The organism is Pseudomonas sp. 10S4, from assembly GCF_034344865.1.
Classification (GTDB): Bacteria; Pseudomonadota; Gammaproteobacteria; order Pseudomonadales; family Pseudomonadaceae; genus Aquipseudomonas.
This window is the reverse complement of record NZ_CP133774.1, coordinates 672,654-694,267: the sequence shown is the minus strand read 5'-3', so window position 1 is coordinate 694,267 and position 21,614 is coordinate 672,654. Positions and strand designations below refer to the sequence as shown.

Below are 21,614 nucleotides of genomic sequence, written 5' to 3'. Positions count from 1 at the left end.
CGATCAAGCGCGGGCGATCTTCGGCGAAGGGCGGTAGAATCAGCGCACTATTAGTTATCCACAAGTGGCCGACCTTTGCTTATCGAGTCTCGCCGCCGCGCTTATTTGACCGCCATGCAGGTGGTCAATTGGCTGCCGCGCACCGAATTGCCCTTTGCTGCGCCCTCGCGCCCCGAACTGCTGGAGGCGCTTGAGCCGTTGGTCATCGCCCCGGTGGCGCCGGCTCCAGTGGCTGAGACGCCCGTGGAACCGCTGGTCAAACCGGCCGAACGGGTGAAAATCGAGGTGCCGCGGCCATCGCTGGCCAGCACACGCACCAACGCCAAGGTTGAAGAAGAGGCGGCGCCGGTGGCCATCAAGGCGCCAGTTGTGCCGCCGCCGCGTTTCGCCCTGCAATTGTTGCGGGCCGGGCGCTGCCTGCTGTTGGTGGAGTTACCCACAGGCGAAACCTTCCAGACCCGCGATCCCGCCTATATGTTGCTCAAGGACATGCTGCGTGCCGCCGGTCTGCCGGACAGCCCGCAAATTGTCGGCGAGCCGGTGCGCTGGCCGCTGTTGTCTCGCGGCACCATGGATCAAGGCCCGGAAGCCGCTCGCGATTTCGTGCAAGGTTTCCTCTCGGCCCGGCTCGAAGACGCCCCGTGCGTCTGCCTGTGGCTGATTGGTTTGCCGGCGGTGCGGTTTGCCGGTGAGGCGAACGCCGAATCCTTCAACCGTGAACTCCAGGTCGAAGGCCTGGGCTCGGTCTGGGCCCTGCCGGGTCTGGAATTATTAATGGAAGAGCCACAGCGTAAGGCTGATGTCTGGCAAGCCATGCGTCGGCTGATGGCGCGCTGGAAAGAATCAAATGAGTGACGCTGTATCGTTCCGCCCGATGACCGAGGCGGACATGGACGCTGTACTGAAAATCGAATACGCGGCCTATAGCCACCCGTGGACCCGCGGAATTTTTCTCGATGGCCTGGGCAAGTACCAGATCTGGCTGATGTTCGAAGGTTCGCAGCAGGTCGGGCATGGCGTGGTGCAGATCATTCTTGATGAAGCGCATCTGCTGAACATCACCGTCAAACCGGAGAATCAGGGCCGTGGCCTGGGTTTGACGTTGCTGGAACACTTGATGTCCCGGGCGTATGACGCCAAGGCACGCGAGTGTTTCCTGGAAGTGCGTGACAGCAACCGTGGGGCGTTTCGGTTGTATGAGCGGTATGGGTTTAATGAGATTGGACGTCGTCGGGATTACTACCCGGCGGTGGGTGGGCGTGAAGATGCCGTCGTTATGGCCTGCACTTTGGTCGACTGAACACCAATCCCTGTAGGAGCTACCGAAGGCTGCGATCTTTTGATTTTTCTGTCTCTCAAGATCAAAAGATCGCAGCCTTCGCCAGCTCCTACAGGGAAATCCGATCAATCAGATAGATCGGCGGTGTTAGTCCAAAAAATTGATCAACGATTCCCGTCAACCGGATCGCGATTCGCCATTTCCGCCTCATCCAACCCATTCCCGCCGCCAATGTCCTCCTCATCGACGATGCTTAAATCCCAATCGGCCGGTTCCCCTTCGCCTGCCTCGTGGGCATCCCGTGCGCCATCTTCACGGATCAGGGTTTCCGGGCTCATGTCATCGTCGGTAGACTCATGGTCGTCGGTCGAAGCACCGGTCATGCCGGCTTCACGGACACGTTCGCGGGGCATCAGTCGCTCGCGTTCATTTTCCGGCAACTCGTCACCGATTTTTGCGCTGGGTTCTTCCTCGTCGAAATCCAGCTCATGCATCGAGCCCATGCGGTCTTCGTTGTCGTCGATGGGCTCGGGTTGCACCGCATCGTACGGACGTCGTGATTCAGTCATGGCAATTCCTCATACTGTGGGCCTTACTAAGGTGGACCCACTGGGTTGCCGAGAATTCCCCCGGCATGGAGCTGCGGGCTAGCTGGTGTAAACATCAGGGCATCAGGGGTATCTGCATCGCGCGCGTGACCCCGACGGGCGGTCGTCTGTCAAAGCTGCGCATCATTCTTGAGGCTTCATTGCATGAACGAATTACAAGATCTGATTGATAACAACGAGCGCTGGGCCGACGCGATCACGAAAGAAGATCCTGATTTCTTCGCCAAGCTGGCGCGTCAGCAAACCCCGGAATACCTGTGGATCGGTTGCTCCGACGCCCGGGTGCCGGCGAACGAGATCGTTGGCATGCTGCCCGGCGATCTGTTCGTGCACCGTAACGTCGCCAACGTGGTGCTGCACACCGACCTTAATTGCCTGTCGGTGATTCAGTACGCGGTGGACGTGCTTAAGGTCAAACACATCCTGGTCACCGGCCACTATGGCTGTGGTGGCGTGCGTGCGTCTATGCAGGACCGTCAATTGGGCCTGATCGATGGCTGGTTGCGCTCGATTCGCGATCTTTATTATGAAAAGCGCGAAGAGCTGGCCAAGTTGCCGACCGAAGAGGAGCGGGTCGACCGCCTCTGCGAGCTCAACGTGGTCCAGCAAGTGGCCAACGTCGGTCACACCAGCATTGTGCAAAACGCCTGGCATCGTGGGCAAAGCCTGTCGATCCACGGTTGCATCTATGGCATCAAGGATGGTCGCTGGAAAAGCCTGAACGCCACGATCAGCGGCTTCGAGCAACTGCCGCCGCAGTATCGCTTGCGTCCAGTCGGGGCGTTGTAACGTCTTTCAACACAGACTTCGCCGACGCCAGTGCAGCAAAAACAGCTGGCCGTCGGCGTTGGGTGGCTCATCGTAGCCGGTGATCCAGCCGCGACAGTCCGCCGAGCCACACTGGCAGGCGAACTGGCGCAGCAGTTTGTCTTCGGTCGCGGCGTAATCCATTGTCAGCCTGTCGCCGTTGTTAATGTCCTTCAGCGCCCATAACCACAGCTCGCTCATATCGAGAAACACGTTCGGGTCGCAGGAGTGACTTAGCAGCCCGCAAAAGCGCGGGTCGTAGACGTGGATGCCGGGAGCCAGTTGCCGTGTATGCGCACAGCGATAAGGCAGCAGATGCCCTGAAGCCCGGCAGATTCGGCTGATGCGTGGAAATGACCGACGTGCCACCACGGCCTCGGCTGAGCCTTGGGCGTCGCAGATGATTTCAAAGTCGGCCCTGGAAGGAAATCCAAGGCGAATGGGTAATTCTGCAAAGGGATAGATGCCATCGGGTGTTGGCATTCGCATCCCGTCCAACGTTTGGGTTTTCATAACGATCCTTGTCGGCAAGGTGTTGCGACCTCTGAAAGCTGACGCTCCTGTCAGCCCTGCAACAGTTGGGTATGCCTCAAGCCTCTCGCAAATCAATCATTCGGTCTACTGTCAGAACTGACAGGCGAATAGTGCGCTTTTGCGCGTCAGCCATGGCTCACGCGCAAAAGGCTTTTATCGTTTCAAAGGTGCGGTTCAGGGATCGCCGCTGCGGGTGCCGGGGCTTGCAGCTGTTGGAGCTGGGACTTGACCGGTGGCGTGGCGCATTTGGCTGCCGCGTCTGCCGGCGTCAGGTTACGGATCGAGGTGTAGAACAGCTCACAGGTTTTTTCTTTCTGGGTCACTTGCCAGGTCTGGGTGCAGCTATTGAGCAGGGCACTCGGATCACTGCCCGGTTTGCTGCCCATCCCGGCTTGCCAGCAGGCAGCGCTCAAATCCTGGCCCATGACTGTCAGACCCGCGGCATCCGCCTTGGCCTGGGCATCCGGACCGGTGTAGCTGGCCGGGTCGGCGGCGTACCAGATGTAACTTGGATGGTTGGAACCCAAGACCGGCACTTTTACGCCAGCGCTAGGGCTGATGGTTGCCAGGCCCAACACATTTACGGTCACCCCGTATTGCTGCTTGATCCAGTTACGCACCGGCGCACCGAAGGCGACCATTGGCAATGTTGCGCCTTTGGCGTTCTGGCTGACTTCCTTGACCATGGTGGTCTGGTAGTCCTTGAAGTAGTCGTAAACACCTTCCAGATCCTTGCCCGCGTTGGACGGCGCGGCAATTGGCGCGATGTCGATGATGGTTTGATAGGCCGGTGTCTGGGCGGCTGGAATACCGTTGTCGACCAGCAGCGTGGCCCAGCGATCGGTCGTGGCCGACTCCAGGTAATCCTGGGCCTGGGTCAACGAGTAATCCGGCGGGAAGTGCAGCAGCTCGACACTTTTGCGGTTTTCCAGCGCCATGCCCAATGGCAGGAACAGATACCAGCTGTAAGCCCACTTGCCGTCGGCGTTGAGTTTGCTGGCGCCGTTGTAGGCCAGATCCCCGGCATCGAGCAGCGCTGCCAGGGGTTTTTCATACCCATTGGGTACGCCGCTGATTTCGGCGTAGAGCTGATCGTTATCGGTTTTCACCAGGACTTTGGCGGCGCTGTAACCATCGCGCTGCACGCTTTGGGTCAGGTAATGCTCGACGGTCTGCTCCAGCGTCCAGTTGCGAAAGCAGATTACGTTGCAGTTGTTGGGGTAAGCGAAGAGTCGGGTGACGCGCTCGGTGCTGCCCAGCTTGAGATCGACATCGGCGTGGGCGGCGGCACTCAGGGTGAGGGCGGCGAGGGTAAGTCCTGCGAGTTTGAACATGCTCAGATCCTTTTCAGCGTGGGCCCTCGTAGGCGGGGCGCCTCCATACTGAAACCAGATGTGTCGAGCGGTCCAGTACCCACGCAAAAAATCGCAGCCGATGACATTCCCCCGTAAGAGTTGCCGAAGGCTGCGATCTTTTGATCTTCAATCAATCAACCCGGAAAATGCAGAGCGTTGGTCAAATCCCCCATCGGCTTCTGGCCCCGGGCGATCATCGCGTCATCACGCATTTTGATCCCGTCGAGGGTTTCCAGTTGAAAGGTGCGAGTGATCAGCCGCAGGATCGAAGCGGTGTCATACACCGTGTGATCCACCGTGCCCTTGCGCGAGAACGGTGAAATTACCAGGGCCGGAATACGCGTTCCCGGGCCCCAGCGATCGCCTTTGGGCGGGGCAACGTGGTCCCACCAGCCGCCGTTCTCGTCGACGGTGATCACCACCACCATGTTTTTCCATTGCGGACTTTGCTGCAGCACTTTCAGTGCGCGGACGATATGCCGGTCGCCCGACGCGATGTCGGCGTAACCGGCGTGCATGTTCAGGTTGCCCTGGGGTTTGTAGAACGTCACCGCGGGCAGCTTGCCGGCTTCGGCGTCGGCCAGGAACTTGTTGGTGCTCGACTCATCGCCCAAACCGCCATCGCGCAAGCGCTTGGCGCGCTCGGCCGGGTTTTCCGGACCTTGGCGCTTGAAGTAGTTGAACGGCTGATGGTGGTACTGGAAATTCGGGATCTTCGGAATGGCGCCCGAATCCTTGTACTCCTCGATCGTGGCTTGCCATGCGCCGCCGTACCAGGCCCAGTCGACATTCTTTTTCGAGAGCTTGTCGCCGATGTGGTCGTGGGTTTGTGGTACCAGCACGCTCGGCAAAGGTTTGGCGTAGTCCGGGCGCTCGGGATCGCGGATCCAGGTCGGCCAATAGGGCGGCGCCATGGTGTTTACCGCGTAGCCATCCGGCGTCAATAGGCTTGGGCCGAACTGCGGCGGGCCAGTCATGGCGCTGGCGGGCGAGGCGTCCAGCGGCTTGAGGCGATTGTCGGTCGGGTCATCGCTTTGCAGCGTGGCGATCTGCGGCTTGGCGATCGAATTGGCAGCATCCGGGTAGAACGGCACCTGGGCGCTGATCAGGTATTGATGGTTCAGGTACGAGCCACCGAATGCCCCCTGGAAGAAGTTGTCGCAGAGCACGAACTCCTTGGCCACATCCCACAAACGCAATGAATAACGAGTCTGGGCGTAATGGCCCATCGTCAGGCCACCGGAGTCGGCCCAGGCGACAAAGCGGTCGTTCTTGCCGCCGTTGATTTGCATCTGGTTCTGATAGAACACGTGCCACAGGTCGCGGGTCACCAGACTCAGCGGCAAGTCTTCGCCTTGCGGGCCTTTGAGGGCGTACGGCGCATTCGGCAGGTGTTCCTGAAATTGCGTACCGGCGGGGTAAATCACGCCATCGAGGGTTTGCGGGCCAACTTGGTTAATGCCCCCCAAACCGGCGGCAAGGTCGACAGCGCGCTGCCGTCGCGATCCTGCTGCGCGCCTTCCTCCGGCTTGAGCGCCGACAGCGGTTTTTCGACGCCCGGGAAGTCGGCAAACAAGTTATTGAAGCTGCGGTTTTCGCCGTAGATCACCACGACGTTTTTGACGTTTTCTTGCAGGGCTTTATCCAGCTCGGCAGGTGTCAGCGAGCGTTCAACCGGTTTGCCGGAACTGTCCCCTTGATTACCACAAGCACTCAGCGTTGCACCGACACCCAGTACGGCAACACCGCCAAGGAAGCGGCGGCGACTGGTATCCGTGGGTTGATCGGCTTCGGAGGAGGGGAGGTCGTTTCCGTCTTTGTCGTCGTTCATTCCAATTCCTTTTTCGCGAAATTGTTGCAATGTATTTCGGCGGGACGCTAGCAGCGCGATGTGACGGGGAGGTTACACGATGTCGGATCTGATCCGCAGTTGCATGCCTGACACAAAACCCGTGGCGAGGGAGCTTGCTCCCGTTGGGGCGCGAAGCGGCCCTGATATCAGCAACCGTGTTGTTTCAGGAGAAACGAGGTGGGCGCGTTACGACTGCTTCGCAGCCGAGCGGGAGCAAGCTCCCTCGCCACAGAAGCGGCGTTCATCGTAGAACCGATGAACGCCTGAGAATATTTAAGGCATCACCGGCGCCGTATAAACCAGCGTCGTCCCCAACGCCCACAGCAGAAACAACACCAATGGCGTGTGTACCAGCAACTGCACGAACGAAAACCCGATCAAGTCCCGCGCCTTCAACCCCAGCACGCCCAGCAGCGGCAGCATGTAGAACGGGTTGATCAGGTTCGGCAGGGCTTCGGCGGCGTTGTAGATTTGCACCGCCCAGCCCAGGTGGTAGTTGAGGTCTGTGGCCACTTGCATGACGTACGGCGCTTCGATGATCCATTTGCCGCCGCCCGACGGGATGAAGAACCCGAGAATCGCCGAGTACACACCCATCAACAACGCGTAGGTGTCGTGGGAGGCGATCTGTACGAAAAAGGTCGAGATGTGATGGGCCAGGGTCTGGGCGTCAGCGCCTTTGACGGTGGTCATCAGTGCTGCAATCGAACCGTACAGCGGGAACTGAATCAGCACGCCAGTGGTGGTCGGCACCGCGCGGGCCACGGCATCGAGGAAACTGCGCGGGCGCCAGTGCAGCAGGGCGCCGAGCATCAGGAACAGGAAGTTGTAAGTGTTCAACCCGGAGATCGCGCTGATCGCCGGTTTGGTCGAGAACTCATGAAACAGCCAGCCGCCGGCCAACAACACCAGCAGAATCGTCAGCAATGGGCTATGTTCCAGCCATTCGCCGGGACGCGTTCGTAGTTGCAGCGGTGGCAGGTTGAAACTCGGGTCGATGCCGCAGGCCTTGGCGTCACGCGCGGTATTCGGGCCGGGCGCGGTGGCGTAGGCAATGATCAGCGAGACCACAATCAGCGCCAGCAACAGCACGCCGGACTGCCAGAGAAAGATCGTTTGAGTAAACGGGATGACCCCGGTGATCGATAGAATCGACGGCGGCAGGCTGGCCGGGTTGGCCTGCAATTGCGCGGCGGACGAGGACAGCCCCAGCGCCCAGACAGCGCCAAGCCCCAGATAAGCCGCCGCACCGGCCGCGCGGTAATCCATTTTCAGATCGGTGCGGCGGGCGAGGGCGCGTACCAGCAAACCGCCGAACACCAGCGACAGTCCCCAGTTGAGCAACGACGCGACCATCGAAATCAACGCGACCCAGGCTACGGCGGAGCGGCCGTTTTTCGGGATTCGCGCCAGGCGATCAATCAGCTTCACGGCTGGCGGTGAACTGGCGACCACATAACCGCCGATCACCACGAACGCCATCTGCATGGTGAACGGGATCAGACTCCAGAACCCGTCACCGAACGCCATGGCGGCGTCGGTGGGTTTGGCGCCCATGGCCATGGTCGCCACGGCGACGATGATCACTGCAAGGGCTGCGAATACCCAGGAATCGGGGAACCAGCGCTCGGCAAAACTTGAGCAGCGCAGGGCAAAACGGGCATAGCGGCTATCGTCGATATCAGCGGCCACGGGTGTACCTCGGATTTTTATGATTATTGTGGTGTTCCGGGCCGCAAAGGCCCGTCTGGTCAGGTGCCAACAGTAAATCAATCGAGGTTTTTTTGCGGGGCTGTTTTGCTGTTTTGTGCGGATTGCGTCATGTCCACCAAGGGAGGATGCTGCGCCGTGCCCAACCTCAGGAATGACCACGATTGAACAAGGACAGTGCTTTCGCCTACCAGGCCGTGTATCGCTATCTGGTCGAGCTGATTGACTCGGCCAGGACTGACGGCGAGTTAAAACTACCGTCATTGCGCCAGTTGGCGTTGCGCCTGAATGTCTCGGTATCCACCACCAAATATGCCTATGCCTTGCTTGAGGATGCGGGGCGCGTCTTTTCCCGACCCAAACTTGGCTACTTCTGCCCTGCGACTGCAATGCAACCCCCGGCACCGGCCGACAATCTGCTCGACAACGTTTACGCCTACGCGCGCCAGCCTGGCATGCTGGCGCTGTGCAGCGATGCGCCGTCGATGTTGCTGTCCCTGGAAAATCCACTGCTGATGATCGAACGCGAACTGGCGCGCCAATACCCGCGTTCGGCCGTGCCGTTGTATCAACCGTTTGGCGAGATCGAGTTGCGCACGGTATTGGCTGAGCGCTACACCCGTTCGACCGAACATTACTGGCGGCCGGAACAGGTGTACATCGGTGCCGACCTGCGCAGTGTCTTGGACATGTCGCTGGCCGCGCTGAACCTGCACGGGAGCGTGGCGTTGGTCGAGTCGCCGTGTTCCTGGGCGATTTTGCGGCAGTTGCACGCAGCGAATATCCGGGTAATTGAGGTGCCGCTGAACACCGACGGGCGCTTCGACCTGCAACAGATACACGAGGTGTTGCAGCGTGAGCCTGTGGCGTTGGCAGTGCTTTCTTCGACGGTGAACATTCCCCACGGCAGCCTCATGGCGGCGGCCGACAAACAACAGTTATGTGAATGGTTGAGTGAGCGCAATGTTTGGTTGTTCGAAAACGACAGCTACGGCGAATTCGGTTTCTTTGCCGAGCAGTCGCGCTACCGTGATTTCGCCAACCCCCAACGGCTGCTGGTGTTTTCCACCATCGATAAGGTCATCGGTTCGGAAGCACCGTTCGGCTATGTGCTGATTCGTGGACAGGAAGCGGCGATGCAGCGTCAGTGCCTGGACCGGGCCTTTCGCCTGTCGCCAATCCGTCAAAAAGCCCTCGCCCGTTTATTCAGCTCGCGACGTATCGATCAGCACACACAGGTGTTGCGCGGCCTGTTGGCTGGGCGCATGGCGCAGATGACTCGTCTGCTACAAGAGCACGCCGCCGACCAACTCAACGTGGTGGCGGCAGCCGGGGGCGCGACGCTGTGGGTGCAATCAGTTCACCCGGTGGACATGCGCCGGGTGTACGAGCGTCTGTTGGCCAAACGCATCGTGATCGCACCCGGAGCGCTGTTCAGCCAGCAGGGGTTGTGGGGTGATTGCCTGCGCCTGAGTTACACCGTCGACTGGAGCAAGGACATCGGCCAAGCAGTGAAGTCGCTGGCCGAGGCGATTGATCAGGAGCTTCAGCTGACGCCATAACAATGCTGCATCTGCGGAAACTGGCCGCTGCGCACTTCATCGGCAAAACACTCGAAGGCCTGGCTGATCAGTGCGCTGACGTCCGCATAGGGTTTGACGAAGCGCGGCACATAGTCGCCGCCCAGTCCCAGCACATCCTCGGTCACCAACACTTGCCCGTCGCAGGCTGGCGAGGCGCCGATGCCAATGGTCGGCATCGGCGAGAAATCGCTGATGCGCCGGGCCAACGGTTCGGCCACACCTTCCAGCAACAAGCTGAACGCGCCGGCCGCGAGGTGCGCGCGAGCATCTTCCTCGATGGCCGTAGCGGTCGCATCATTCAAACCTTGAGTCTTGAAACCGCCCATGACGTTGACGTATTGCGGCATCAGGCCGATGTGCGCCATCACCGGAATGCCGCGCTGCACCAGGAACTCCACGGTGCTGGCCAAGGCCTTGCCGCCTTCGAGCTTGAGCGCATCGCAGCCTGTGCGGGCCAGCACTTCGGCGCAATTGCGGTAGGCCTGTTGCGGCGATTCCTGATAACTGCCGAACGGCATGTCGGCAATCACGCAGGCCTGCCGGGTGCTGGCCACCACCGCGCGGGTATGGCCGATGATTTCTTCCAGGCTCATGTCCAGGGTCGAGGTACGACCGTAGCCGACCATGGCGGTGGAATCGCCGATCAGCACGAAGTCGACAAACGGGTCCATCAACTCGGCCATCGAGCGGGTGTAGGCGGTCAGCGAGACGATTTTCTGTTGGCCTTTCATCGCTACCAGTTGGGGAACGGTCAGGCGTTTACTGCGGTTATGGCTGCTCATGGCGGCTTTCCTGTGGATTGGAAAGTGCCCGATTATTGGTGTCGCGCCAGTGAATTCAATGCACAGAGAACCGCTAAAAACCAACCCAGGGGCCTGATCGGGTTGTCCAGTGGCGCATTTGCGTAGACCATGGGCGCCTTGGTTTTTGCCTGTGCCAGAGTTCTTTTCATGACTGCCAATACCGAAACGCGCCCGGTGCCGTTCACCCGTGCTGACTACAAGACCCTGGGCCTTGCGGCGCTCGGCGGGGCGCTGGAAATCTACGATTTCATCATTTTCGTGTTTTTCGCCCTGACCCTCAGCCAACTGTTCTTTCCACCGGAAATGCCCGAGTGGCTGCGCTTGCTGCAAAGTTTCGGGATTTTTGTCACCGGTTACCTGGCGCGGCCGCTGGGCGGGATTCTGATGGCGCACTTCGCCGACAAACTGGGGCGCAAGAAAGTCTTCAGCCTGAGCATCCTGATGATGGCGCTGCCGTGCCTGCTGATCGGCATCATGCCGACGTACGCGCAAATCGGTTATTTCGCGCCGCTGCTGCTGTTGGCATTGCGCATCCTCCAGGGGGCGGCGGTGGGTGGTGAAGTGCCGAGCGCCTGGGTGTTCGTTGCTGAGCACGCGCCGGTCGGTCATCGCGGTTATGCGCTGGGTTTCCTGCAAGCCGGGCTGACGTTTGGCTACCTGATCGGCGCGTTGACCGCGACCTTTCTGGCGCAGGCATTCACTCCGGCAGAAATCCTTGATTACGCCTGGCGCTACCCGTTCCTGCTGGGTGGCGTGTTTGGGGTGATCGGTGTCTGGCTGCGTCGTTGGCTTAGCGAAACCCCGGTGTTCATGGCCATGCAGGCCCAGCGCGATGCGACCGTCGAACTGCCGCTGCGCACGGTTCTGCGCGAGCATCGCCTGGCCATGTGGCCGGCGATGATCCTCACCTGCGTGCTGACCTCCGCCGTGGTGGTGTTTGTGGTCATCACCCCGACCATGATGCAGAAAACCTTCGGCATGACCGCCAGTCACACCTTCGCCCTGAGCGCCTTGGGCATCGTGTTCCTGAACGTCGGTTGCGTGCTTGCTGGCTTGCTTGTTGACCGCATCGGTGCCTGGCGCACAGTCATGCTTTACAGCCTGCTGCTGCCGCTGGGCATCGGCGTGCTCTACACCTGCCTGATCATTGGCGGTGACTGGATCGGTCTGGCGTACGCGATTGCCGGCCTCAGTTGTGGGGTGGTCGGCGCGGTGCCTTCGGTGATGGTCAGCCTGTTCCCGGCGCGGATTCGCGTCTCGGGGATATCCTTCACTTACAACATTGCCTACGCCGCGTGGGCGAGTATCACACCGCTGCTGTTGATCGGTCTGATGCCGTGGAGTCCGTGGATCTGCGTGATGTTCTGTACAGTGATGGGAGCAGTGGGCGTGGGCAGCGCGGCATATTTCAGCGCGCGCATGCCCCATGTCGGGAGCCGCCGCGTGGCTCCCTGTCTGTAACTATCCCGGGGACGGAGCGGCCATCACGTCAACCAATGCCACCACAACAACGTCCCGACCAACCCCACCACCGAAACGATGGTTTGCAGAATCGACCAGACCCAGATTGTCTGTTTGAGCTGCAAGCCAAAGTACTCGCGCACCATCCAGAATCCGGCGTCGTTCACGTGGCAGAAAAACACTGAACCGGCGCCAATCGCCAATGCCACCAAAGAGCTTTGCGTCGCCGCCAGTCCCGCCATCATCGGCGCCAGAATGCCCGCCGTGGTGGTGGTCGCAACAGTTGCCGAACCGGTGGCTTGACGCAACGCTACGGCGATCAACCAGGCCAGCAGCAAGTACGGCATGTGTGCACCTTCAGCGACTTTGCTGATGGTCTGGCTGATGCCGGCATCGAGCAGCGTTTGCTTCAAGCCACCACCGGCGCCGATGGTCAGCAGCAACACGGCAATCGGCGCCAGGGCTTTGCGCAACGTGCCGCCCACTTGTTCACGGGGCATGCCATTGGCCCAGCCGAGGCAGATCACCGCCGCCATCACTGCAATGCCCAACGCCACCAGTGGTTCACCGAGGAATTTCAGGGTCAGGGCGACGGAGCTTTCGGGGCTCATCGCGACTTTCGCCAACGTGCTGCCGAGCATCAGCAACACCGGCAGCAGAATGATCAGCAACGACATCCCGAAACTCGGCTGGCGCGGGGCCTTGGGCGGGGCGCTAAACAGTGCGCCGAGTTCCGCTGGCTCATCGACGTGCATGCGTTTCGACAGCCAGTTGCCGTAGATCGGGCCGGCCAGAATCACCGCCGGAATGGCGATGCTGAAACCCAGCAACATGGTCAGGCCCAGGTCGGCGTGCAACGCGCTAACCGCAATCAACGGCCCTGGATGCGGCGGCATCAAGGCGTGCAACGTGGTCATCCCGGCCAGCGCCGGAATGGCGATCTTCAGCAACGGCTGACCCGAACGGCGCGCCATCACAAAGATGATCGGCACCATCATCACCAGCCCGACTTCGAAAAACAGCGGCAGGCCAATCACCATCGCCACCAGCGCCATGACCCACGGCAAGGATTTGCCTTTGCCCAGGCCAAGCAGGGTCGAGGCTATGCGGTCGGCGGCGCCGGATTCGGCCATCAACGCACCGAGCATCGATCCGAGGGCAATGATGATCCCCGCTTCACCAAGAATCGCCCCCGCGCCTTTGCTAAACGCTTTGGCCACATCTTCGGGCGGCAAACCAGCGCCAACACCGGCAATGAACGTACCAATCAAAATCGAAAGAAAGGGCGGGAGTTTGGTGGCGCTGATCAACACGATAATCGTGGCAATCGCCAGCAGGCAGCAAAGGATCAAACGTGTGTCGTGAACCATCCAGGCAGCGGTCGATAAATCCAAAACGGGACTCCTTATCGGGCAGATACCGTCGCAACATGTTGTTGCAATTTGTTCGGAGAATACCTGATATGGGTGGGGCAGAGCGCTGGGTTTTGTAACCGGCTCGCAGGGGAGTTCGGCAAACTAAATGGCACGCGGCCATTATTTTTGTAGGACAAACCCAAAACACTCTTTAGAAAATATCCCGACGGCCGATGGTTAGGCTGTATGCCGCTTTCTACCCAGCCCTCGGTGCTTTCCCATGTTCAATAAACGCTTGAAGCAGGAGCTGTCCGCTCTTCGCGAAGAACTCTCCAGCCTCCTGCAAGTGAAGGACAGTCTGGAAAGCGAGATGCTGGTCCTGACGCTCGAACCGGACGGGCGGATTCAATCGGTCAACCAGAATTTCCTCGGCGAGATGCTCTACAAGAGCAACGATCTGATCGGGCGGCAGATCGAAGACATCGTGCCGGCTCATGTGAAATCCGACGAATTCCACAACCGCTTCAAGACTGCGCTGACCCGTGGCGAGCATTTTGCCGGCACCGTGCGTCTGCTGCGCGGCAATGGCGTCGAGGCCTGGCTGCGTTCGATCGTGCAACCTGTGCGTTCGGCGGACGGTCGCATCAAACACTTCTCGATTTACTCCAGCGACCTGACCCGCACCATCGAAGCCTCCCGCGAGCACGAGAACCTGATCGGCGCGCTGGTGCGTTCGACGGCGGTGATCGAATTCGACCTCAACGGCAATGTGCTGACCGCCAATGATCGGTTCCTCAGCGGCATGGGTTACAGCCTGGCGCAGATTCAGGGCAAACATCACCGCACCTTCTGCTTTCCCGAGGAGTACAACAGCGCCGAGTATCAGAACTTCTGGCGCCGTCTGAATAGCGGCGAGTTTGTGGCCGAGCGTTTCAAGCGCCTCGACAGCCATGGTCGTACGGTCTGGCTGGAGGCGTCCTACAACCCGGTGGTCGATGCCAACAACAAACTCTACAAAGTGGTGAAGTTCGCCACGGTGATTACCGATCAGGTGAATCAGGAGCAAGCGGTTGCCGAAGCGGCCAACATTGCCTACAGCACCTCGCTGCAAACCGACAACAGCGCCCAGCGCGGCACGGCGGTGGTCACTCAGGCCGTGAGCGTGATGCGCGACCTGGCCAAGCACATGCAAACCGCCGGTGAAGGCATCGAAGCCTTGAACGAGCAGTCGCTGGTGATCGGCACCATCGTCAAGACCATCAGCGGCATTGCCGAGCAGACCAACCTGTTGGCGCTCAACGCGGCCATCGAAGCGGCGCGTGCCGGTGAACAGGGCCGGGGTTTTGCTGTGGTGGCGGACGAAGTCCGGCAATTGGCGTCGCGCACCAGCCAGGCCACGGACGAAATTGTCGGTGTCGTGCGGCAGAACCAGGACATGGCGCGCAACGCCGTAAGCCTCATGACCGACGGCAAACTTCAGGCCGAACAGGGCCTGGCGCTGGCAGCAGAAGCGGGCACGGTGATTGTCGAGATTCAGGACGGCGCGCAGAAAGTGGTGAACGCGGTTGGGCAGTTTGCCAATCAGCTGTCGACTTGATTCGCAGGCTTAAATAGAAGTAAACGCGAAAAGATCGCAGCCCTGTAGGAGCTGCCGAAGGCTGCGATCTTTTCATAACGACACCACCGTATCTCGTCATGGCCTGCATCACGGTTCCCGCTACAATCGGCGATTTCCCCGGAGCAGACTTCCATGACCGTTTCCCATCGCCGTCCGGTGCCGTTGTCCAAGGCTTATCGTCTGCTCAATCACGGGCCGACTGTGCTGGTCAGCGCAGCCCACGATGGCCAGCGCAATATCATGGCCGCTGCCTGGGCGATGCCGCTGGATTTTGAACCGCCGAAAATCGCCGTGGTGCTGGACAAGTCCACCTGGACCCGGCAACTGCTGGAAGCCTCGGGCACGTTCGTGGTGAACGTGCCTTGCGCCGCCCAGGCCGACATCGTCCAGACCGTTGGCTCGACGTCTGGCCTGGAATTAACCCAAGGACAAGGCCAAGACAAGTTCCAGGCCTATGGCTTGCAGACTTTTAGCGGCGAGCTGATCGAGGCGCCGATGCTTGAAGGTTGCGTTGCATGGCTGGAGTGCCGGTTGCTGCCGGAGCCGCACAATCATCAGCAGTACGACCTGTTTCTGGCCGAGGTGATTGCCGCCCAGGCCGATGAACGTGTATTCAGCGATGGCCGCTGGCACTTCGAAGGGCAAGACGCATTGCGCACGCTGCACCATGTCGCTGGTGGGCACTTCCTGAAGATTGGCGACCCGGTGGATGGCAAAGCGCTGGGCGAGTCTGACTAAGGAACGCTGATCGACGACGGTTCAAACTCTGCGCGCAACAACGAAAGTTGCAGCAAGTCGTGATGTTCACCCAGCCAGAAACCTGCCTGACGAAGCCGTCCTTCCTGGACGAAACCCAAGCGTTCGAGCAACTTTAAACACGCTTGGTTCTCAGGGTGGACGGTGGCCTCGATCCGATTGAGCTGCATCTGCTCAACCCCCAGACCAGCGTGGCTTGCAGCGCTTCGGACATGATGCCTTTGCCGAAGGCCGACTGCCCGAGCGCGAAACCCAGTGAGCAGCTTTTCCACTCTCGGTTCCATTTGAACAGGCCGCAATTGCCGAGCAACTCTTCGTGCTCTTTGTACTGAATGCCCCAGCGAATACCGGGGTTCGGTAGCGTGCGTGAGGCGGCGAAGGTGTCGACTAATGCCTGGGCCTGGGCGATTTCGGTAATGGGGTCCATGCCAAACCAGCGCATGGCCTGCTGATTACCGTGAATCGCCAGCAGTGCCGACGCATCGGCGCTTACGATTTCGCGTAGCCGCAGACGCGGGGTTTCGAGGCTCGGGAAGTTGCTCATGGAATGTCCTTATTCTTCGGCCGGGAAGTCGGTCAAGTGATCGCCACGGTCACAGTCTGCGCATTTTCAGTGTTTTTCAAATCCACAGATCATTCACCGCCGTACGTTCACCTCCCTCGCTTCCGGTGTTCAACACGCCTTTGGGTTCGATCAGCAGCAGTTTCACTTGCTGTTCAGCCGACGGTTTGTGCTCGACTCCCTTGGGCACGACGTACATTTCCCCCGCCGAAATCAGCACGTGACCGTCGCGAAAGTCGATGCGAAGTTGCCCCTCAAGGACGATGAAGGTTTCGTCGGTATCCTGGTGATCGTGCCAAATGAAATCCCCCAGCAGCTTCACTACTTTGAACTGGTAGTCGTTCATTTCAGCGATAACCCGGGGTGACCAGTGTTGGTCGATCAGGTCGATTTTCTGTGCGAAATTCAGGCTTTTGTAAGTGTTCATTCGGTGGCGCTCCGGGTTGATTTCGGGCCCACGATAACCAGCGCGTCGGTGTGATTCTTGAACGATTGTGCGTGGCTCAGCGCCGGTGCATTTTCATCCAGCGGGCCGGTGACAGGCCGTAGGTTTTGCTGAACTGCCGGGTCATGTGGCTCTGGTCGGTGAAGCCGGCGATCAGGGCGGCGCTGACCAGTGACTGGCCCTGAATCAGCAATGAGCGGACCAGGTCCAGGCGGCGCATGGTCAGGTAACGGTAAGGGCTGGTGCCGAACAGCAGACGGAAATCCCGCGACAGGCTCCAGCGATCCCGACCGCTGTGTTGCGCCAGTTCGTCCAGGGTCACGGGGCGATCCAGTGCACTGTGCATGAACGCCCGGGCGCGCTCCGCCGCCACATAGTCGAAGCCCTGGCGCTTGCTGGACGTGCCGGACACTGCGCTCAAGGCGTGCGCCAGATCGAACAGCGCGTCCTGTTCCTCCAGTGGATCGAGTGGGTCATCCAGGCTGCGCATCAACACATCGGTGGCCGCGAACAGGCGCGGATCGGTGGACAGGCCGGTCTTGATAAACGGCAGCGGTTGGCCGCCTAGGATCTGCTGGATCAGCGCCGGTTCGATGTACATCATTCGGTATTGGAAACCGATATCGCTGCCGGCCTCGCCATCGTGGACTTCATCCGGGTGCAGCACCAGTGTGCCGCCCGGCTGACTGTGACGCCGACTGCCGCGATATTGAAAACTCTGCACGCCGGCCAGGGTTCGGCCGATGGCATAGGTGTCGTGGCGGTGGAGTTCGTAGCCGTGACCCGCAAAAAACGCCTCGATACGCTCCAGCCCGCCAACGTTAGGCGCGCGATGGAACCAGTCGCTGGGTGGCGTGTGCTTGACCATGATGCTGTTGTCTTGAACTTAGATGCAGAACACGTTAACCCAGTGCCAACCCGTCTGTCTGCTGATGGATAGAGTCGCCAGGACAAGTGGAAATCAGTCAGCAAATATTGCAATGTACTGAACACTCTCTGAAGCCAAGCAGGCGACCCTTCCCATGGAAATCACTCACCTGAGTTACGCGGCACCCTTGTTGTCATTGGCGCTGTTGTGGACCGTCGCGGTGGTGACGCCCGGCCCCAACTTCTTCAACACCGCACAACTGGCCGCCAGTTGCTCTCGCAAGCATGGCGTAGTGGCTGCGCTGGGCGTCGCCACGGGCACGGTGCTGTGGGGATTGGCCGGTGGCCTGGGCATCAAGTCGCTGTTCAGCGCGGCACCGACGCTTTATCTGACGTTCAAGATTGCCGGTGGCTGTTACCTGATCTATCTGGGCTTGAAGCAGTTCAAGCGCAAACCGGCAGCGCTGTCAGGCGCTCACGATCCGCTGAATGGGGCAGGGCGTACGCTGCTGTCGGCCTATGGTCGCGGCTTTGTCGGCAACATGACCAACCCCAAGGCTGCGCTGTTCGTCGCGACGATTTTCGCCACTGCCATGCCGGCCTCACCGCCGCCGATGTTGCTGGCGCTGGCGGTGCTGACCATGGCAAGCCTGTCGTTCAGTTGGTATTGCAGCGTCGCGCTGCTGTTTGCCAGCCGCCGGGTCGCGGGCGTTTATGAGCGTTCACGCAAGTGGCTCGACCGTTTTGCCGGCAGTTGCTACTTGCTGTTTGGTGCGCATTTGGTGGCCAATCGCTGAAGCGTGTCAGGTCAGTGCCGTGGCTTTATCCGGCGATGGACGGGTGGCGGCGGGTGTCCGATTCAGCGTCTCGGGCATGGCCACGACAAGCAACACAAGGGCTGTCGCCGCCACCGCCGCCAGGGTCAGGAATGCCGCGCTGTAGCCTGCTTGCTGAACCACCAGTCCGGCTAGTCCATTGCTCAGTGCGGCGCCCAGGCCAAATACCGTCGACAGCGCACCCAGGCTTACATTGAAGCGCCCGGTGCCTTGGGTCAGGTCCTTGATCACCACCGGAAACAATGCGCCGAAGATCCCGGCACCGACACCGTCCAGCAATTGCACGGCCACCAGCCAGTACGGATCGTCCGACAGGGTATAAAGCACCCCGCGCAACGGCAGGATCAGGAAACCGGCGAGCAGCAACGGCTTGCGTCCCCACACATCGGCCTTCCATCCCACCAGCAAGGCCACCGGCACCATCACCAATTGCGCGGCGACGATGCAGGCAGATGTCAGTGGCGTGGCCATCTGCAAATTCACCAGGGACAATTTCTGACTCACCAGCGGCAGCATTGCTGCGTTCGCGAGGTGAAACAGCCCACAGCAAATACCGAATATCAGCAGTGGCCGGTTGTGCAGCAAAACATTCAGTCCGGAGGGCTGTTCGCCATGGGCCGGCCCTTGCGGGTCGAAGCCTCGCGCTACGTCGTGATCGATGGCGTGGGGTGAGATGAAGCTGATGGCGATCACGCTGGCCAACGCCATCACGGCCATCAGGTAAAACACCGCCACCGGGCCGAACAAATAGGCAAAACCACCAGCCAGCAGCGCCGCGACAGCATTCCCCGCATGGTTAAAGGTTTCATTGCGCCCGGTGCGGCGGGTAAAGGCCCGAGGGCCGGTAATGCCCAGCGAAACAGCGGAAATGGCCGGTGCGAACACCGAGGCCGCGACGGCGCTCAAGGACTGGGTCAGGGCCACCCAAGTGAACGAGGTAATGAACGGCAGCACCAGGCAACTCACCGTCACCAACAACGCGGCCACGATGATCACCCCACGCTTGCGCCGGGTGCGGTCGATCAGCGCACCCGCCGGGGTTTGGGTCAGCAGCGCGGCGATCCCGGCGAGGGTCATCACCAGACCGATACTCGCCGGGTCCCAGTGATGCACGGCCAGCAAATAAATCGCCAGGTATGGCCCGAGCCCGTCGCGTACATCGGCGAGAAAGAAGTTGAGCCCGTCCAGGGAGAGGCCATTGCGACGATCGGTAGGTGCGTTCAAGGGCGGTCTCTGGGTGACGGGATGCACATTAGCAATGACTGCTTGGGGCGGCGCGAAGTTTCAGTCTTTAACTTCGGCGCTTTGCCATGGTATGAAACAGCACGTTCACAATGAGGCCAGGCAATGAGCACGCTGCGGGTAGGGATTATTTTCGGGGGCCGTTCGGCAGAGCATGAAGTGTCGCTGCAATCGGCGAAAAACATTGTCGATGCACTGGACCGTTCGCGCTTCGAACCGGTGCTGATCGGTATCGACAAACAAGGCCATTGGCACCTCAACGACCCGTCCAACTTCCTGCTCAACCAGGAAAATCCGGCCCTGATCGCTCTCAACCAATCCAATCGAGAACTGGCGGTGGTGCCGGGCAAGGCCAGTCAGCAATTGGTTGAAACGTCGAGCCAGGAGCTGCTGGGCCATGTGGATGTAATTTTCCCGATTGTCCACGGCACCCTCGGCGAAGACGGCTGCCTGCAAGGCTTGCTGCGCATGGCAGATTTGCCGTTTGTTGGCTCCGATGTGCTGGGTTCTGCGGTGTGCATGGACAAGGACATCAGCAAGCGCCTGCTGCGTGACGCCGGGATTGCGGTCACACCGTTCGTGACGTTGAACCGTGCCACCGCCGCGCGTACCGGGTTCGCCGAGGTGCACGGCAAACTCGGCCTGCCGCTGTTCGTCAAACCGGCGAATCAGGGTTCTTCGGTGGGCGTGAGCAAAGTGAGCAACGAAGCCGAATACACAGCAGCCGTTGAATTAGCGTTGGGCTTCGACGAAAAAGTGCTGATCGAATCCGCCGTCAGCGGTCGTGAGATCGAATGCGCGGTGCTCGGTAACGACCAGCCGATCGCCAGTGGCTGTGGCGAGATCGTGGTGCGCAGCGGGTTCTATTCCTACGACAGCAAATACATCGACGACCAGGCCGCCGAAGTAGTGGTGCCGGCCCACATCAGTGTTGAAGCGAGCGAACGTATTCGCGCCCTGGCCGTCGAGGCATTCCAGGTGCTCGGCTGTTCCGGGTTGGCGCGGGTCGATGTGTTCCTGACCGACAGCGGCGAAGTATTGATCAACGAGATCAACTCGCTGCCAGGCTTCACCAGCATCAGCATGTACCCCAAACTGTGGCAGGCCACTGGCATGAGCTACAGCGAATTGGTCAGCCGCTTGATCGACCTGGCGCTGGAGAAACATCAGGCGCGGCAGTCATTGAAAATCAGCCGCTAGGCCGTGTGTAAAAATTCAATCAAGGATGTATCGATGACGGCTTCAACTGTTTACCTGTTTTCCTACGGCACCTTGCAGGACAAAGCCGTGCAACTGGCCAACTTCGGCCGCGAACTGACCGGCAGCGCCGACGCGATGCTGGGGTATGAGCAATCCTGGGTGGAAATCACCGACCCCGAAGTGTTGGCCACCAGCGGCAAGACCCATCACCCGATTCTGCGCCCCGGTAGCGACAACAGCGCGCCGATTCCCGGGATGGTGTTTCAGATCACACCTGAAGAACTGGTGGCTGCTGATAGCTATGAAGTGTCTGACTACCAGCGCGTTAGTGTGGTGCTGGAGTCCGGGATTGAAGCATGGGTGTATGTGAGCGTGTAGTTGCGTAGGGCGCGTTATTCATCTAGATCAAGGAAGACTTTAAATGGACCAACAAATCCATGATGTGTTGAAGTACATATACGAGCGTAATGAGGTTGAAGCGCGAGTGTTGATGTCACTTATGGTGCGGAAGACTGGAGATCATCGGGGTTTCTACCCCATGGCTGCGTTGATAGCCGACGGATTCATCGGCTTTTCTGGCCCAATTCCTAAGGCTGGAGAGAAAGACGCCCCCCTTAATCCGATTGATGCCTATCAACTTTCATGAGTATTGCAGTGTTACTTTCAAGGTTCCGGTCATCAGAATTACGGTGGTGTTGGAATTTTCACTGACGAAGGGCATGACTCCACATTTTTCATTGC

The 21,614-nt window shown here is 59.8% G+C and carries 21 protein-coding genes and 2 pseudogenes; 12 read left to right on the top strand and 11 right to left on the bottom strand.

Features of this window, described 5'->3' with window-relative positions:
• The first annotated feature begins 114 nt into the window (after nt 1–114).
• Together RHM58_RS03255 and rimI are read left to right on the top strand one after the other, a co-directional pair.
• Nucleotides 115–855, top strand: a complete 741-nt coding sequence (locus RHM58_RS03255) for an energy transducer TonB (RefSeq protein WP_322270808.1) — start codon at nt 115–117, stop codon at nt 853–855.
• Nucleotides 848–1,300, top strand: a complete 453-nt coding sequence (rimI, locus tag RHM58_RS03250; RefSeq protein ID WP_149661172.1) for a ribosomal protein S18-alanine N-acetyltransferase — start codon at nt 848–850, stop codon at nt 1,298–1,300. The genes RHM58_RS03255 and rimI overlap by 8 nt, the downstream gene beginning before the upstream one ends.
• Nucleotides 1,301–1,443: 143 nt before the next feature.
• Here the strand turns inward: rimI and RHM58_RS03245 are convergent, their stop codons facing one another.
• Nucleotides 1,444–1,848 (bottom strand): serine kinase/phosphatase, encoded by a 405-nt coding sequence (locus RHM58_RS03245; protein ID WP_201206715.1) that lies wholly within the window; start codon nt 1,846–1,848, stop codon nt 1,444–1,446.
• 183 nt (nt 1,849–2,031) lie between these two features.
• On the opposite strand from RHM58_RS03245, the gene can reads away from it, so the two are divergent.
• Nucleotides 2,032–2,676, top strand: coding sequence for a carbonate dehydratase (can, locus tag RHM58_RS03240; protein ID WP_123514497.1), 645 nt, complete (start codon nt 2,032–2,034; stop codon nt 2,674–2,676).
• A 6-nt stretch (nt 2,677–2,682) separates the two neighbouring features.
• On the opposite strand, the gene RHM58_RS03235 is transcribed toward can, so the two are convergent.
• The 4 genes and pseudogenes from RHM58_RS03235 to RHM58_RS03220 all read right to left on the bottom strand — a co-directional run bounded on the left by RHM58_RS03235 (nt 2,683) and on the right by RHM58_RS03220 (nt 8,127).
• Nucleotides 2,683–3,207 (bottom strand): SET domain-containing protein-lysine N-methyltransferase, encoded by a 525-nt coding sequence (locus RHM58_RS03235; protein WP_201255208.1) that lies wholly within the window; start codon nt 3,205–3,207, stop codon nt 2,683–2,685.
• A gap of 182 nt (nt 3,208–3,389) precedes the next feature.
• Entirely contained in the window at nt 3,390–4,562 is a 1,173-nt protein-coding gene (locus RHM58_RS03230; RefSeq protein ID WP_201255209.1) for a hypothetical protein, read from the bottom strand.
• 155 nt (nt 4,563–4,717) lie between these two features.
• Nucleotides 4,718–6,414: pseudogene (locus RHM58_RS03225) on the bottom strand (acid phosphatase).
• Between the two features lie 294 nt (nt 6,415–6,708).
• Nucleotides 6,709–8,127: a short-chain fatty acid transporter gene (locus RHM58_RS03220; RefSeq protein ID WP_322269653.1), complete on the bottom strand. Its 1,419-nt coding sequence runs from the start codon at nt 8,125–8,127 to the stop codon at nt 6,709–6,711.
• Nucleotides 8,128–8,309: 182 nt separating this feature from the next.
• Between RHM58_RS03220 and RHM58_RS03215 the strand changes: the two genes are divergently transcribed.
• Nucleotides 8,310–9,707, top strand: a complete 1,398-nt coding sequence (locus tag RHM58_RS03215) for a PLP-dependent aminotransferase family protein (RefSeq protein WP_322269652.1) — start codon at nt 8,310–8,312, stop codon at nt 9,705–9,707.
• Here RHM58_RS03215 and panB read toward each other — a convergent pair.
• Entirely contained in the window at nt 9,692–10,510 is an 819-nt protein-coding gene (gene panB, locus RHM58_RS03210; protein ID WP_322269650.1) for a 3-methyl-2-oxobutanoate hydroxymethyltransferase, read from the bottom strand. The two genes, RHM58_RS03215 and panB, sit on opposite strands and share 16 nt — an antisense overlap.
• A gap of 168 nt (nt 10,511–10,678) precedes the next feature.
• On the opposite strand from panB, the gene RHM58_RS03205 reads away from it, so the two are divergent.
• Entirely contained in the window at nt 10,679–11,992 is a 1,314-nt protein-coding gene (locus RHM58_RS03205) for an MFS transporter (protein ID WP_322269648.1), read from the top strand.
• Between the two features lie 23 nt (nt 11,993–12,015).
• On the opposite strand, the gene RHM58_RS03200 is transcribed toward RHM58_RS03205, so the two are convergent.
• A complete protein-coding gene (locus RHM58_RS03200) occupies nt 12,016–13,386 on the bottom strand; it encodes a gluconate:H+ symporter (protein WP_201206706.1) in 1,371 nt (456 codons plus the stop codon).
• A gap of 241 nt (nt 13,387–13,627) precedes the next feature.
• Here RHM58_RS03200 and RHM58_RS33915 point away from each other — a divergent pair.
• From RHM58_RS33915 to RHM58_RS03190, 3 genes and pseudogenes are all read left to right on the top strand, one after another.
• A pseudogene (locus RHM58_RS33915) lies at nt 13,628–14,356 on the top strand (PAS domain-containing protein); the annotation flags it as partial.
• A gap of 156 nt (nt 14,357–14,512) precedes the next feature.
• Nucleotides 14,513–14,944, top strand: coding sequence for a methyl-accepting chemotaxis protein (locus RHM58_RS33910; protein WP_416195320.1), 432 nt, complete (start codon nt 14,513–14,515; stop codon nt 14,942–14,944).
• A gap of 153 nt (nt 14,945–15,097) precedes the next feature.
• Nucleotides 15,098–15,703: a flavin reductase family protein gene (locus RHM58_RS03190; protein WP_201257104.1), complete on the top strand. Its 606-nt coding sequence runs from the start codon at nt 15,098–15,100 to the stop codon at nt 15,701–15,703.
• Between the two features lie 133 nt (nt 15,704–15,836).
• Here the strand turns inward: RHM58_RS03190 and RHM58_RS03185 are convergent, their stop codons facing one another.
• The 3 genes from RHM58_RS03185 to RHM58_RS03175 form a co-directional block, all read right to left on the bottom strand.
• On the bottom strand, nt 15,837–16,265 hold the full coding sequence (locus tag RHM58_RS03185; RefSeq protein ID WP_322269646.1) for a GNAT family N-acetyltransferase: 429 nt from the start codon (nt 16,263–16,265) through the stop codon (nt 15,837–15,839).
• 76 nt (nt 16,266–16,341) lie between these two features.
• Nucleotides 16,342–16,710: a cupin domain-containing protein gene (locus RHM58_RS03180; RefSeq protein ID WP_201257106.1), complete on the bottom strand. Its 369-nt coding sequence runs from the start codon at nt 16,708–16,710 to the stop codon at nt 16,342–16,344.
• A gap of 76 nt (nt 16,711–16,786) precedes the next feature.
• Nucleotides 16,787–17,596 (bottom strand): AraC family transcriptional regulator, encoded by an 810-nt coding sequence (locus RHM58_RS03175; RefSeq protein ID WP_322269644.1) that lies wholly within the window; start codon nt 17,594–17,596, stop codon nt 16,787–16,789.
• 154 nt (nt 17,597–17,750) lie between these two features.
• On the opposite strand from RHM58_RS03175, the gene RHM58_RS03170 reads away from it, so the two are divergent.
• Nucleotides 17,751–18,392, top strand: coding sequence for a LysE family transporter (locus tag RHM58_RS03170; RefSeq protein WP_201257108.1), 642 nt, complete (start codon nt 17,751–17,753; stop codon nt 18,390–18,392).
• 6 nt (nt 18,393–18,398) lie between these two features.
• Here RHM58_RS03170 and RHM58_RS03165 read toward each other — a convergent pair whose 3' ends face one another.
• A complete protein-coding gene (locus RHM58_RS03165; RefSeq protein ID WP_201257109.1) occupies nt 18,399–19,655 on the bottom strand; it encodes an MFS transporter in 1,257 nt (418 codons plus the stop codon).
• Between the two features lie 123 nt (nt 19,656–19,778).
• Between RHM58_RS03165 and ddlA the strand changes: the two genes are divergently transcribed.
• The 3 genes from ddlA to RHM58_RS03150 are packed head-to-tail and all read left to right on the top strand — an operon-like array spanning nt 19,779 to nt 21,519.
• A complete protein-coding gene (ddlA, locus tag RHM58_RS03160) occupies nt 19,779–20,873 on the top strand; it encodes a D-alanine--D-alanine ligase (protein ID WP_322269642.1) in 1,095 nt (364 codons plus the stop codon).
• Between the two features lie 33 nt (nt 20,874–20,906).
• Nucleotides 20,907–21,251: a gamma-glutamylcyclotransferase family protein gene (locus tag RHM58_RS03155; RefSeq protein ID WP_201257111.1), complete on the top strand. Its 345-nt coding sequence runs from the start codon at nt 20,907–20,909 to the stop codon at nt 21,249–21,251.
• Between the two features lie 43 nt (nt 21,252–21,294).
• The gene (locus RHM58_RS03150; RefSeq protein WP_201257112.1) at nt 21,295–21,519 is read left to right on the top strand and encodes a hypothetical protein; all 225 of its coding nucleotides are present in this window, start codon (nt 21,295–21,297) and stop codon (nt 21,517–21,519) included.
• The last annotated feature ends 95 nt before the right edge of the window (nt 21,520–21,614 follow it).